This is a genomic window from Streptomyces sp. AC602_WCS936, assembly GCF_019049125.1.
In the GTDB taxonomy this organism is placed as follows: Bacteria; Actinomycetota; Actinomycetes; order Streptomycetales; family Streptomycetaceae; genus Streptomyces.
In genome coordinates this window covers 17,244-30,682 of sequence record NZ_JAGMUF010000016.1, presented here as the reverse complement: position 1 = coordinate 30,682, position 13,439 = coordinate 17,244, and the positions used below count along the sequence as shown (strand labels likewise).

13 protein-coding genes and 1 riboswitch are annotated in these 13,439 nt (G+C 71.1%); of the genes, 5 read left to right on the top strand and 8 right to left on the bottom strand.

Translation table 11 applies throughout. From position 1 onward, the window contains the following. Positions 1-57 precede the first annotated feature (57 nt). Positions 58-621 carry a helix-turn-helix domain-containing protein gene (locus KUM03_RS07270; protein WP_217246190.1) on the top strand — a complete coding sequence of 188 codons (564 nt, stop codon included), beginning with the start codon at positions 58-60 and terminating at the stop codon, positions 619-621. A 94-nt stretch (positions 622-715) separates the two neighbouring features. Here KUM03_RS07270 and groL read toward each other — a convergent pair whose 3' ends face one another. The 4 genes from groL to thrC all read right to left on the bottom strand — a co-directional run bounded on the left by groL (position 716) and on the right by thrC (position 4,965). After that, a complete protein-coding gene (groL, locus tag KUM03_RS07265; RefSeq protein WP_217246189.1) occupies positions 716-2,341 on the bottom strand; it encodes a chaperonin GroEL in 1,626 nt (541 codons plus the stop codon). A 331-nt stretch (positions 2,342-2,672) separates the two neighbouring features. Continuing rightward, complete coding sequence (locus tag KUM03_RS07260) at positions 2,673-2,876, bottom strand: cold-shock protein (protein ID WP_004929928.1); 204 nt, start codon at positions 2,874-2,876, stop codon at positions 2,673-2,675. 406 nt (positions 2,877-3,282) lie between these two features. Beyond that, a complete protein-coding gene (locus tag KUM03_RS07255; protein WP_019326649.1) occupies positions 3,283-3,558 on the bottom strand; it encodes a MoaD/ThiS family protein in 276 nt (91 codons plus the stop codon). 93 nt (positions 3,559-3,651) lie between these two features. Continuing rightward, on the bottom strand, positions 3,652-4,965 hold the full coding sequence (gene thrC, locus KUM03_RS07250) for a threonine synthase (protein WP_217246188.1): 1,314 nt from the start codon (positions 4,963-4,965) through the stop codon (positions 3,652-3,654). 18 nt (positions 4,966-4,983) lie between these two features. Then, positions 4,984-5,131, bottom strand: a riboswitch (SAM riboswitch). A gap of 134 nt (positions 5,132-5,265) precedes the next feature. Between thrC and KUM03_RS07245 the strand changes: the two genes are divergently transcribed. After that, positions 5,266-6,210 carry a glucosyl-3-phosphoglycerate synthase gene (locus KUM03_RS07245; protein WP_217246187.1) on the top strand — a complete coding sequence of 315 codons (945 nt, stop codon included), beginning with the start codon at positions 5,266-5,268 and terminating at the stop codon, positions 6,208-6,210. Between the two features lie 12 nt (positions 6,211-6,222). Here the strand turns inward: KUM03_RS07245 and KUM03_RS07240 are convergent, their stop codons facing one another. Next, entirely contained in the window at positions 6,223-6,876 is a 654-nt protein-coding gene (locus tag KUM03_RS07240; protein ID WP_254398975.1) for a hypothetical protein, read from the bottom strand. 162 nt (positions 6,877-7,038) lie between these two features. Between KUM03_RS07240 and KUM03_RS07235 the strand changes: the two genes are divergently transcribed. Continuing rightward, positions 7,039-8,427 carry a trehalose-6-phosphate synthase gene (locus KUM03_RS07235; RefSeq protein WP_217246185.1) on the top strand — a complete coding sequence of 463 codons (1,389 nt, stop codon included), beginning with the start codon at positions 7,039-7,041 and terminating at the stop codon, positions 8,425-8,427. 164 nt (positions 8,428-8,591) lie between these two features. Here the strand turns inward: KUM03_RS07235 and otsB are convergent, their stop codons facing one another. From otsB to KUM03_RS07220, 3 genes are read right to left on the bottom strand one after another with little or no spacing between them, the layout of a single operon-like run. Beyond that, positions 8,592-9,461, bottom strand: a complete 870-nt coding sequence (otsB, locus tag KUM03_RS07230; protein ID WP_217246184.1) for a trehalose-phosphatase — start codon at positions 9,459-9,461, stop codon at positions 8,592-8,594. A 35-nt stretch (positions 9,462-9,496) separates the two neighbouring features. Beyond that, entirely contained in the window at positions 9,497-9,721 is a 225-nt protein-coding gene (locus KUM03_RS07225) for a DUF3263 domain-containing protein (RefSeq protein ID WP_073729652.1), read from the bottom strand. 45 nt (positions 9,722-9,766) lie between these two features. Continuing rightward, positions 9,767-11,032 carry an ABC transporter substrate-binding protein gene (locus KUM03_RS07220; RefSeq protein WP_217246183.1) on the bottom strand — a complete coding sequence of 422 codons (1,266 nt, stop codon included), beginning with the start codon at positions 11,030-11,032 and terminating at the stop codon, positions 9,767-9,769. Positions 11,033-11,240: 208 nt separating this feature from the next. Between KUM03_RS07220 and KUM03_RS07215 the strand changes: the two genes are divergently transcribed. Both KUM03_RS07215 and nagA read left to right on the top strand, forming a co-directional pair. Next, positions 11,241-12,173, top strand: coding sequence for an ROK family protein (locus KUM03_RS07215; RefSeq protein WP_254398982.1), 933 nt, complete (start codon positions 11,241-11,243; stop codon positions 12,171-12,173). Beyond that, the gene (nagA, locus tag KUM03_RS07210; protein ID WP_217246181.1) at positions 12,173-13,318 is read left to right on the top strand and encodes an N-acetylglucosamine-6-phosphate deacetylase; all 1,146 of its coding nucleotides are present in this window, start codon (positions 12,173-12,175) and stop codon (positions 13,316-13,318) included. Before KUM03_RS07215 ends, nagA begins: the two co-directional genes overlap by 1 nt. Positions 13,319-13,439 lie beyond the last annotated feature (121 nt).

The following is a 13,439-nucleotide window of genomic DNA, read 5'->3' as shown; positions in this document are numbered from 1 at the left end:
CGCACGACCGATTGCTCTCAACTACGAGAACGTTATCAGATGTGAGATCATAGGAGCATGGCTACCGCGAATCTCCTCCTCCACCCCGTCCGGATGCGCATCCTGCAGACCTTGGTCGGCGCCGGCGAGCTGACCACCGCCCAGCTGCGCGACCGGCTGCCCGACGTCTCGCCGGCCACGATGTACCGGCACGTCGCCACCCTCACCCGGGCGGGCATCCTGGAGGTCGTGCACGAAAGACGCGTGCGCGGCACCGTCGAGCGCAGTTACCGGGTGCGGCAGGACGAGGCCCTCGTCGACGAGGACGCCCGTACCGCCATGACCAAGGAGGACCACCGGCAGGCCTTCACCGTCTTCACCGGGGCGATGATGGCGGACTTCGACCGCTATCTCGCGCGCGAGGACACCGAGCCCGCCCGTGAGGGCGTCCTGTACCGGCAGGGCGCGGTGTGGGCGACGCCCGAGGAGTTCACCGAACTGGTGGCGGAACTGGAGGCCGTGGTCGCCCGCCGCGCCGGGCACGAGGCCGGGGACGGCCGCGTCCGGCACATCGTCAGCCTCGCCCTGGTCCCCGACAAGGCCACCTCGGCGGACGGCGGCCCGGAGGGCGAGGCCGGCTAGTGGACCGATCCCACAAACGCCCGAGGGCGGCACCCCCTGTCGGGAGTGCCGCCCTCGGTCCGTACTGGACGGTCGATCAACCGGAACCGGTCGATCAGAAGTCCATGTCACCGCCCGGCATGCCGCCCGGAGCGCCGCCCGCGGCGGCCTTCTCCGGCTTGTCGGCGATGACGGCCTCGGTGGTGAGGAACAGCGCGGCGATGGAGGCGGCGTTCTGCAGCGCGGAACGGGTCACCTTCGCCGGGTCGATGATGCCCTCGGCGATCATGTCGACGTACTCGCCGGACGCGGCGTTCAGGCCGTGGCCGACGGTCAGGTTGCGGACCTTCTCCACGACGACGCCGCCCTCGAGACCACCGTTGACGGCGATCTGCTTCAGCGGGGCCTCCAGGGCGAGCTTCACGGCGTTGGCGCCGGTCGCCTCGTCACCCGACAGCTCCAGCTTCTCGAAGACCTGGGAGGCCTGGAGCAGGGCCACGCCACCACCGGCGACGATGCCCTCCTCGACGGCCGCCTTCGCGTTGCGAACGGCGTCCTCGATGCGGTGCTTGCGCTCCTTGAGCTCGACCTCGGTGGCGGCACCGGCCTTGATGACGGCCACGCCGCCGGCCAGCTTCGCCAGGCGCTCCTGGAGCTTCTCGCGGTCGTAGTCCGAGTCGCTGTTCTCGATCTCGGCGCGGATCTGGTTGACGCGGCCGTTGACCTGGTCGGTCGAGCCGGCGCCGTCGACGATGGTGGTCTCGTCCTTGGTGATGACGACCTTGCGGGCGCGGCCCAGGAGGTCCAGGGACGCGTTCTCCAGCTTGAGGCCGACCTCCTCGGAGATGACCTCGCCGCCCGTGAGGATGGCGATGTCGCCGAGCATGGCCTTGCGGCGGTCGCCGAAGCCCGGGGCCTTGACGGCGACGGACTTGAAGGTGCCGCGGATCTTGTTGACGACCAGGGTCGACAGGGCCTCGCCCTCGACGTCCTCGGCGATGATCAGCAGCGGCTTGCCCGACTGCATGACCTTCTCCAGGAGCGGCAGCAGGTCCTTGACGTTGCCGATCTTGGAGTTGGCGATCAGGATGTACGGGTCGTCGAGCGACGCCTCCATACGCTCCATGTCGGTGGCGAAGTACGCCGAGATGTAGCCCTTGTCGAAGCGCATACCCTCGGTGAGCTCCAGCTCCAGACCGAAGGTCTGGGACTCCTCGACGGTGATGACGCCTTCCTTGCCGACCTTGTCCATGGCCTCGGCGATGAGCTCGCCGATCTGGGTGTCGGCGGCGGAGATGGAGGCCGTGGAGGCGATCTGCTCCTTGGTCTCGACGTCCTTCGCCTGCTCCAGCAGGGCGGCGGAGACGGCCTCGACGGCCTTCTCGATACCGCGCTTCAGGGCCATCGGGTTGGCGCCGGCCGCGACGTTGCGCAGGCCTTCCTTGACGAGGGCCTGGGCGAGAACGGTCGCGGTGGTCGTACCGTCACCGGCGACGTCGTCCGTCTTCTTGGCGACTTCCTTGACCAGCTCGGCGCCGATCTTCTCGTACGGGTCCTCGAGCTCGATCTCCTTGGCGATGGAGACGCCGTCGTTGGTGATCGTGGGCGCGCCCCACTTCTTCTCGAGGACGACGTTGCGGCCCTTGGGGCCGAGCGTCACCTTGACGGCGTCCGCGAGCTGGTTCATGCCGCGCTCGAGGCCGCGCCGCGCCTCCTCGTCGAACGCGATGATCTTGGCCATGTGAAGTGGTCCCTCCAGGACTGGGGGTGATTCCTTCGGACCGCGCCCGCGCCCGCGACGGACGGCTCGCCGGCCTCGTGGTTCCTTCCCCACCCGGCCCGCGGGCCTCACCGACCCGGTCCTTCGTTGTCACTCTCACCTTCAGAGTGCTAACGCCAATGATTAGCACTCGCCCCCATCGAGTGCAAGCGCCTCTCGGGGATCGGCGCCCTCGGTCAGCCACCCGCGAACAGGGAACCGGGGGTCCGTCCGGGCAGCCCGAAGGGCCCGCACCCCGGGTGAGGTGCGGGCCCTTCGGAGAAGAACCGTTTGCTTGCGGTGGCCGAACGTCTCAGGCGCTGAGGCGAACCATGTCGGCCTGCGGGCCCTTCTGACCCTGCGAGATCTCGAACTCGACCCGCTGGCCTTCTTCGAGGGTGCGGTAGCCGTCCATCTGAATCGCGCTGTAGTGGACGAAAACATCCGCACCACCGTCGACCGCGATGAAGCCGTACCCCTTCTCCGCGTTGAACCACTTGACGGTGCCCTGAGCCATGCCTAACTCCCCTATTACTGGCCCTTGCACAGATCCGCACTTCGCGGACCCGGGTCAGACCTCACCCCCCACGACTGGGGGCGTGCGCCGGAACGCGTCGACCGCGGCTGAATGTATCTGTCCAACTGCCGTCTGCAACAGGTCAATCGGACGAGAAATCTGGACGCACCCGGTCCGCAATATGGCGAGCTTTCGCCTGAATTCGGGTCAAGTCGGGTGTCACAAAAGGAGCAAAAGCCGCGAAATGCGCCTGCATTTTGGCTGCATCTTGTCGGGCGCAAAGCAGGAATTCAGGGCTCCGGATCTTTCGATCGGGAGCGCGTTCCCCAACTCTACCGCGCTCAATCACATGGAATTGCCCCCTCCGCTTCTCTCACGGAGGGGGCAATGGACACTACGAGGCGTGTCAGCCGCCGGCGACCGCCGGGATGATGGAGACGCCCGCGCCGTCCGGCGTGGCGGTCTCGAGGCCCTGCTCGAAACGCACGTCGTCGTCGTTGACGTACACGTTGACGAAGCGGCGCAGCTTGCCCTGGTCGTCCAGGACGCGGGCGGCGATGCCGGTGTGGTTCTTCTCCAGATCGGCGATGACCTCCCCGAGGTTCGCGCCGTCGGCGCTGACCTCGGCCTGCCCACCCGTGTAGGTGCGCAGGATGGTCGGGATACGAACGGTGACGCTCACTTCAAAACCTCCGGTCAGGTGATTGTCCAGGGGCGCGGGGAACTGCGCGACCAGCCCCCACCGGCCCGCAGACGAAAACGGTGGAGTGGTCCCTCAAACGAGACCGGCCTCGCGGAACGAATCCAGGCTGGGACGAATCGTCGCGGTCAACCCCGTACCCGCCACCGCATCCAGCGTCTTCAGACCATCCCCCGTGTTCAGCACGACCGTGGTCAGCGACGGGTCCAGTACGCCGTCCTCGACCAGCTTCTTCGTCACGCCCACCGTCACACCGCCGGCGGTCTCCGCGAAGATGCCCTCCGTGCGGGCGAGCAGCTTGATCGCGTCGACGACCTGCTCGTCGGTCACGTCCTCCACGGCGCCACCCGTGCGGCGCGCGATGTCGAGGACGTACGGCCCGTCCGCCGGGTTGCCGATGGCCAGCGACTTGGCGATGGTGTCCGGCTTCTGCGGGCGTACGACGTCGTGCCCGGCCTTGTACGCCGTGGACACCGGCGAGCAGCCCTCGGCCTGGGCGCCGAAGATCTTGTACGGCTTGTCCTCGACCAGCCCGAGCTTGATCAGTTCCTGGAGCCCCTTGTCGATCTTCGTCAGCTGGGAGCCGGAGGCGATCGGGACGACGATCTGGTCGGGCAGCTGCCAGCCGAGCTGCTCGCAGATCTCGTACGCGAGGGTCTTGGAACCCTCCGCGTAGTACGGGCGCAGGTTGACGTTGACGAAGCCCCAGCCCTCGCCGGCCGGGTCGCCGATCAGTTCCGAGCAGAAGCGGTTGACGTCGTCGTAGTTGCCCTCGATGCCGACCAGCTCACCGCCGTAGACGGCGGCCATGACGACCTTGCCCTGCTCCAGGTCGTGCGGGATGAACACGCAGGACCGGAAGCCGGCGCGGGCGGCGGCGGCGCCGACGGCACCGGCGAGGTTGCCGGTGGAGGAGCAGGAGAGGGTGGTGAAGCCGAAGGCGCGGGCGGCCTCCAGGGCCTGGGCGACGACGCGGTCCTTGAAGGAGTGCGTCGGGTTGCCGGAGTCGTCCTTGACGAACAGCTTGCCGGCCTCGACACCCAGCTCGCGGGCCAGGTTGTCGGCCTTGACCAGCTTGGTCCAGCCCGGGTTGATGTTCGGCTTGGTCGCCACGTCGGCGGGGACGGGCAGCAGCGGCGCGTAGCGCCAGATGTTCGCGGGGCCCGCCTCGATCCGCTTCCGCAGCTCCTCGGTGTCGTACGCCGAGAAGTCGTAGGCGATCTCCAGCGGGCCGAAACACTCCTCGCAGGCGAAGAGCGGACCGAGCGGCACGCGGTGACCGCACTCGCGGCAGGAGAGCGCCGCGGCGGGACCGAGGTCGACCGGGGAGGCGGCGGAGGGGGTGGAAGCGGAGGTGTCGGTGGTGCTTGCGACAGTCTGCACAGCCATGTGAGGCGAGGCCCTTTCTCCTCATCTTCCTCACGACGCATCTCGCCGTGAGACGGATTTGGCACCTTCCCTAGCCGGGAGCCTCGCCACGTCCGTGTGACAAGAACCGACTGGAGGGTTGCCGGGGCTTCATCGGGCCGTATCCCTCTGCCCCTCTGGATGAGCGGTGTTCAGTTGTTGGTCACGCGGCGACCCCGGCATGCGATGGTCGCCCGCGTTGTTCAAGACTGTAACCGACGGCCACGACAGTTGAGATAGTCGTCCGAACCGCGAGATGGATCACAGAGGGAGCCGGAGACCGTGCTGGAAGAAGTCGAGCGCTGGCTCAGCGCACGCTCCTGGTCCGTGCGGGACCGGCCGATCCAGCAGCTCATGGGCGCCAAGCACGCCGGCGGGCAGTCGGTCAGCGTGGTGCTGCCCGCCCTCGACGAGGAGGCGACCGTCGGCGACATCGTCTCGGTGATCCGCCGGGAACTGATGGAGCGGGTGCCGCTCGTCGACGAGCTGGTGGTGGTGGACTCCGGGTCGCGGGACCGCACGTCGGAGGTGGCCGCGGCGGCGGGCGCGCGGGTCGTGCACCGGGACACGATCCTGCCGCGCGTCCCGGCGGTGCCCGGCAAGGGCGAGGTGCTGTGGCGCTCGCTGCTGGTCACCGGGGGCGACATCGTCTGCTTCGTCGACGCCGACCTGCGCGAGTTCCGCGCCGACTTCGTCTCCGGCATCGTGGGCCCGCTGCTCACCGACCCGGACGTGCACCTCGTCAAGGCCATGTACGACCGCCCGCTCGGCGCGGCTCCCGGGCAGGGCGGCCGGGTCACGGAGCTGATGGCCCGCCCGCTGCTCAACATGCACTGGCCGCGGCTGGCCGGTTTCGTCCAGCCGCTCGGCGGCGAGTACGCGGCCCGCCGCTCCCTGCTCGAACAGCTCCCCTTCCCCGTCGGCTACGGCGTCGAGCTGGGGATGCTGGTCGACGCCCTGCACCTGGTGGGGCTGGACGCCCTCGCGCAGGTCGACGTCGGCGTCCGCAGGCACCGGCACCAGGACGGCCAGGCGCTGGGCCGGATGTCCGCCGCGATCTACCGCACCGCCCAGCTCCGGCTGGCCCGCGGCCATCTGGTCCGGCCCGCCCTCACCCAGTTCGAGCGGGGCGCCGACGGCTTCGAGCCGCGCACGTACTCCGTGGACACGGAGGAGCGGCCCCCGATGACGGAGATCGCCGAGTACGCGGCCCGCCGGGTGGCGTGAGGGCGGGGCGCCTCAGCCGGTGACGCCGTCCGACCAGCGCCAGGTGCCGCCGGAGTCCGGCTCGCAGGTCAGGTACTCGCCGCCGCGGCCGTGGGTGCTCAGGCCGCGGTGCTTCTTGGCGCAGAACTGGCCGTCGGCGTAGCAGTTGCCGGCGGGGCTGGTCAGCTCGCAGGCGCCGGTGCCGCCGCCGGTGCCCCCGGTGCCCGTGTCCTTCGTCTTCTCCGGTGCGGGGGTGGGGGCCGGTTCCGGCGTGTGCAGCAGGCTCCCGGCGCAGTCGCGGCCGTCGCGGGGAACGGTGAACGTCACGCCGTCGGGGCCGTCGGTCTGCTCGCAGACCTCCTCGCCGGGACCCCAGGAGGACGCCTGCCGTCCGGTGCCCTGGAGCTGGACGGTGTAGTCGAGACCGGCCTGCTTGGCGGAGGCGACGGCCGACCCGACGCCGCGGCCGGTGAAGTCCGGCAGCGTGACGGGCGTGGGGGTCGGGGTCGGGGTCGGGGTCGGGGACTGTGCGGCGGGGGATGCCTCGGGGGTGGGGCTGGGGCTCTGTGCGGCGGTGGCCGTCGCGGGCCGCTCGTCCGCCTGCGTACCGGCGCTTCCGTCGCCGCAGCCGGCCAGCGTCAGCGCGGAGGCCGCGACCAGTGCCGCGGAGGCCGCGAGTCTGCGCATGCGTATACGAACGGGCACGAGGCCCACCCCCCAAGAAGTTGAAATGTGCACCGCATATCCTCGACCCGTTCACATCTCCCACACAAGCGGCGTGACCGAATCGCCGCCGAAGTGATCCCCGGGCACGTTTGAGGTTTTGAGGGCCGGGCTACGTTGAGGCGTATGGCTGCAAGCTTCGGTACTGCTCAGGTGCTGGTCGCCTCCAATCGGGGGCCCGTCTCTTACGAGGTGCGCAAGGACGGTTCACTCGACGCCAAACGGGGCGGGGGCGGGCTGGTCTCCGGACTGTCGGCCATCGGGCCGGACGCGGGGGCGCTGTGGGTGTGCTCCGCGTTGAGCGACGGCGACCGCGAGGCGGTGCGGCGCGGGGTCGGCGAGGACGGCGTGCGGATGCTGGACGTGCCGGCCGACGTGCACGCGGACGCGTACAACGGGATCGCGAACTCCGTGCTGTGGTTCGTGCACCACATGCTGTACCAGACGCCGCTGGAGCCGGTCTTCGACGCGGAGTTCCGGCTGAAGTGGGCCTCCTACGAGAAGTACAACCGGGCGTTCGCCGAGGCGCTGGCCGAGGAGGCCGCCGAGGGCGCGGTCGCGATCGTGCAGGACTACCACCTGACGCTGGTGCCGGGGATGCTCCGCGAGCTGCGGCCCGACCTGCGGATCGGTCACTTCTCGCACACGCCCTGGGCGCCGGTCGACTACTTCCGGCTGCTGCCGGACGACATCGCCGAGCAGGTGCTGCGCGGGATGCTGGGCGCGGACCGGCTCGGGTTCCTCACCCGGCGCTGGGCGGACGCGTTCACCGCGTGCTGCGACGCCGTGGTGGGCGGGCTCGGCGGTACGGAGATCGGCGTGCACGGGCTGGGCGCCGACGGGGACTTCCTGCGGAAGCGGTCGCACGAGGCCGACGTCGAGGAGCGGATGGCGGACCTGCGCGAGGAGATCGGGGAGGGCCGCCGCACGATCGTGCGGGTGGACCGGACCGAGCTGTCCAAGAACATCGTGCGGGGGCTGCTGGCCTACCGGGAACTGCTGGCGGGGCGGCCGGAGTGGCGTGAGCGGGTCGTGCACGTGGCGTTCGCGTACCCGTCGCGGCAGGATCTCGCCGTGTACCGGGACTACACGGCCGAGGTGCGGCGGGTGGCGGAGTCGATCAACGACGAGTTCGGGACGGCCGGGTGGACGCCGGTCGTGCTGCACGTGAAGGACGACTTCGCGCGGTCGCTGGCGGCGTACCGGCTGGCTGACGTGGCGTTGGTCAATCCCGTCCGGGACGGGATGAACCTCGTCGCGAAGGAGGTTCCGGTCGTCTCCGACGAGGGGTGTGTGCTGGTGCTGTCGCGGGAGGCGGGGGCGTACGAGGAGCTGGGTGAGGACGCGGTCGTCGTGAATCCGTACGACGTGTCCGGGACGGCGGAGGCGTTGCACGAGGCGCTGTCGGTGGGGGCCGGGGAGCGGGGGGAGCGGTCGAAGCGGTTGGCTGCGGCGGGGACGGCGTTGCCGCCGGGGCGGTGGTTCTTGGAGCAGTTGGAGGCGTTGAGGGGTTGAGCCTCGTGGCCGGGTGACCGGCGTGGGGGCTGGGCGGGGGGGCGCAGCCCGGCGCCGACGGGTTGCCGCTGCGCCCACCCGTGCCGCCCCAGCGGCACGACTGCCCGCAGCTACGGCGGGGGTGCGGCGCTGCGGCGGGGGAGCGTGGCGCTGCGGCGGGCGGCCTACGCGAGGTGGGCCGCCAGGGCGCGCAGTAGGCCTACTACTCCTTCCGGGCCGTCGACCACCAGGTCGGCTCGTTTGCTCAGGTCCGGGACCTCGTCGCTGCCGCTGCAGACCAGGAGGCCGGGGGTGTTCCGCGTGCGGAGGGTGTCGACGGCGTCGAAGGCGGGGAGGTCGCCGAGGTCGTCGCCGGCGTAGAGGACGGACGCGGCGTCGAGTTCGCGGACGTACTCCCGCAGCGCGGCGCCCTTGTCCATGCCGGGTGGGCGCAGTTCCAGGACCATGCGGCCCGGTTCCACGATCAGGCCGTTGCGGGAGGCCAGGTCGGTCAGCGGGGCGCGCAGGGCGTCGAAGGCGGCCCGGGGGTCGGGGGCGCGGCGGGTGTGGACGGCGACCGCGTGGCCCTTCTCCTCGATCCAGGTGCCCTCGCCCGCGCCGGACCGCTCCAGCAGGCCGGGCAGTTCGGCGCGGACGGCGGCGACGCCGGGGTGCGGGTCGGGGGCGGTGAGGGTGCCGGTGGCGGCGTCCCAGCGTTCGGCGCCGTAGTGGCCGAGGACGACGAGGTGGTCGAGGCCGGGGACGCCCGCGAAGCCTCCGTGGTGGACGGCGACCTCGGCGGGGCGGCCGGTGATCACCGCGACGGCGGCGACCTTCGGGGCGAGGGCCGCGAGCGCCGGTACGGCGTCCGGGTGGGCGCGGGCCCGGTCGGGGTCGGCGACGATCGGGGCGAGCGTGCCGTCGAAGTCGAGGGCGATCACCGCGCGGCCGGGGTCGGCGAGGAGGGCGTCGAGGCCTTCGCGTCCGGCCTCGGTCGCGGGGGTCGGCAGGTGGTCCGGGGAGTCGTCACGGGTGGATTCCTGGTGGCTGCCCATACCGCGAACCTATCCCGCGACAGCCGCGGGCAATCTCACCGCTCCGAGCGGCGCGACTCCCGTACCCGGCGCAGCCGGTTGACCGTCACCGGGTCGGCGGCGAGCGCGCGGGGGTCGTCCAGGAGGGCGTTGAGGAGCTGGTAGTAGCGGACGGGGGCCAGGCCCAGTTCCTCGCGGATCGCCCGCTCCTTGGCGCCGGGGCCGGGAAAGCTCCGGCGTTCCAGCGCGAGGACGTCCCGCTCCCTCTGTCCCAGGTCCATGTACGGCACCGTAACGCCCACCACCGACAGCCCTCGCTCGCGCCGCTACTCCGCGCTGCCCGCCCGCATCGCCGTGGCCTGGATCTGGCCGAGCACCTCCTCGGGGCTGCCGCCGGGGGCGACGGCCTGGCCGATGCGCTTCTTGACGTCCGCGCTGACCGAGGCCCAGGAGGTCTTGCCGACCGGGTAGAGCTCGGAGAGCAGGAGTTCGTTCAGGAAGGGCTTGAGGTTCGCGTCCTCCTTGGCCGTGCTCATGACCTGGGAGGCGGAGGTGGTGACCGGCAGCAGGTCGTAGCGGCGGGAGAAGGCGAGGACGTTCTCGTCGCTGTAGACGAAGTCGAGGAAGTCGCCGATCTCCTCCTGGTGGCCGTTCTCCTTGAAGGCCGTCATCCAGTCGGTGACGCCGAGCGTGTTCTTGCTCGCGCCGTCGATGCCGGGGGTCGTCACCATGCCGTACTTCACGCCCTTGTCGGACGCCGACTTCATCAGCGTGGGGTGCCCGTTGAGCATGCCCACGTCGCCGTTGGCGAAGGCGGCGAAGGCGTCGGCGCGGTCGAGTTTGCCGGGGGCGACGGGGCCGGTGAGGCCCTTGGCGACCAGTTCGTCCCTGAGCCAGGTGAAGGTGGTGACGTTCTGCGGGGAGTCGATGGAGTAGGTGCCGACGTCGTCGGTGTAGCCGCCCCCGCCGCTGAGCATCCACTGCATCGCCTCGGCCGGCGCCTCCTCGGGGCCCAGCGGCAGCGCGTACGGGTACTTCACGCCCTCGGCCTTCAGCGCCTCGGCGGCCTCGGCGAGGTCGTCCCAGCTCTTGGGCGGGGTGACGTCGGCCTTGTCGAAGAGGGTCTTGTTGTAGAAGAGCACCCGCGTGGAGGCCGCGAAGGGCAGGCCGTACTGGGCGCCGTTGATCTGGCCGGCGGTGGAGAGCTGGGAGACGAAGTTCGCCTGGACCGGGATGGAGAGCACGTCGCCGGCCTGGTAGAGCAGGTCCTTGTCCGCGTAGTCGGAGTAGGCGCCGATCTGGGCCAGGTCGGGAGCCTGGCCGGCCTCGACCATTTCGCGGACCTTCCGGTCGACGTCGTTCCAGGAGTAAACGGTGACGTCGATGTTCACGTCGGGGTGCTTGGCCTCGTACGCACTGGCGACGTCGTCCCAGTAGCCCTGGGAGCTGTTGGCCTTGCTGTCGCCGTAGTCGGCGGCGACCAGCTTCAGCGTCACCTCGCCGGAGTCGCCGGTGAGCCCGCAGCCGCCGAGGACCGCCGTCATGCCCAGTGCGGACACCACCGCGATCGTTCCTGTCCTACGCCGCTGCACCCTGATTCCCCAACCCTGCCGACGACACGTCGTGCACTGCTTGCCGCAGTCGTTCACTTGTTCGCTTGTTCACTGATTCGCGCTTGCGCGCTTGTTCGTTTAACGGAATAAGGTCTACACCACGGCAGTGGACTAGACCTCTCCCGGGTCAACGGGCCACACTGTCTCCGTGAGACATGTCATCGCCCTCGATGTGGGCGGCACCGGGATGAAGGCCGCCCTGGCGGGGCCGGGGGGCGAACTGCTCCACCAGGCCCGCCGGGCCACCGGCCGCGAGCGCGGCCCTGAGGCGGTCGTCGCGGGCATCCTGGACTTCGCCGCCGAACTGCGCGCCCTGGGCGCCGACCGGTTCGGCGAGCCCGCCGCCGCCGCGGGCGTGGCCGTCCCGGGCATCATCGACGAGGAGCACGGCACCGCCGTCTACGCGGCCAACCTCGGCTGGCGCGACGTACCGCTGCGCGCGCTGCTCGGCGACCGGCTCGGTGGCGTCCCGGTCGCCCTCGGGCACGACGTGCGCACCGGCGGGCTCGCCGAAGGGCGCGTCGGGGCCGGGAAGGGCACCGACCGGTTCCTGTTCGTGCCGCTGGGCACCGGCATCGCGGGCGCCATCGGCATCGACGGCCGGGTCGAGTCGGGCGCCCACGGCTTCGCGGGCGAGATCGGCCACGTCGTCGTGCGCCCCGGCGGCGTCCCGTGCCCGTGCGGGCAGCGCGGATGCCTGGAGCGGTTCGCGTCCGCGTCGGCGGTCAGCCAGGCGTGGGCGGACGCGTGCGGCGACCCGGAGGCGGACGCCGCCGACTGCGCCAAGGCCGTCGAATCGGGGGACGCGCGGGCACTCGCCGTGTGGCGGGACGCCGTGGACGCGCTCGCCGACGGGCTGGTCACCGCGCTCACTCTGCTGGACCCGCGCGTCCTGATCATCGGTGGCGGCCTCGCCGAGGCCGGGGAAACCTTGTTCTCACCGCTGCGGGACGCCGTCCGACGGCGCGTCACCTTCCAGAAGCTGCCCGAGATCGTCCCCGCGGCGCTCGGGGACACCGCGGGCTGCCTGGGCGCCGGGCTGCTGGCCTGGGACCTGCTCGGCACCGATCCGCACGGCACCACCCCCACGACCACGACTCCCCCGGAGGTAACCACCTGATGGCCCCAAGCAAGGTTCTCGCCGGTGCCCGGGTGGTACTGCCCACCGGGACCGTGGACGACGGCCGCGTGATCGTCGACGGCACGCGGATCGCGGACACGGCGCCCCCCGGGGCGGAGGTCGTCGACGTGTCGGGCCACTGGGTGGTCCCCGGCTTCGTCGACATCCACAACCACGGCGGCGGCGGCGCCTCCTTCACCGGCGGCACCGCCGAGGACGTCCTCAAGGGCGTCGAGACCCACCGCCGGCACGGCACCACCACGGTGGTCGCCTCAGCCGTCACCGGCGACCTCGACTTCCTCGCCCGGCAGGCCGGGCTGCTCGCCGAACTGGCGCAGCAGGGCGACGTCGCCGGCATCCACTTCGAGGGGCCGTTCATCTCCCCGTGCCGCAAGGGCGCCCACGACGAGCAGTTGCTGCGCGACCCGGACCCGGCCGAGGTCCGCAAGCTGGTCGACGCCTCGCACGGCCACGCGAGGATGATGACGCTCGCCACCGAGCTGCCGGGCGGCCTGGACTCCGTACGGCTGCTCACCGAGCACGGTGTGATCGCGGCCGTCGGGCACACCGACGCGACCTACGAGCAGACGGTGCAGGCCATCGACGCGGGCGCGACGGTCGCCACGCACCTCTTCAACGCGATGCCCCCGGTCGGCCACCGAGCCCCCGGTCCCATCACCGCGCTGCTGGAGGACGAGCGGATCACCGTCGAGCTGATCAACGACGGCACGCACCTGCACCCGGCCGCGCTCCAGCTGGCCTTCCACCACGCGGGCGCCGCCCGGGTCGCCTTCATCACCGACGCGATGGACGCGGCCGGCTTCGGCGACGGCCGCTACCTGCTCGGCCCGCTGGAGGTCGAGGTCGCGGACGGCGTGGCCCGGCTGGTGGAGGGCGGCTCGATCGCGGGCTCCACGCTCACCCTGGACCGCGCCTTCAAGCGGGCGGTGACGGTGGACGGGCTGCCGGTCGGGGACATCGTCGCGGCGATCTCCGCCAACCCGGCGCGGCTGCTGGGCCTGGACGACCGGATCGGCTCCCTGGAGCCCGGCAAGGACGCCGACCTGGTGGTCCTGGACGACGCGTTCGACCTGGTGGGTGTGATGCGCCGGGGCGCATGGGTGGTCGATCCCCAACTGGCCTGATCCGTCCCCGGGTCGGGCCGCGACGGCCGACCGGGGGCTGGGCCGACCGCCGCCCTTTTGGCATGATCGTGTCGTGGAGCACAGCTCCGCGGGCACGCCAGCCGAAGACGATCGGGGGAGG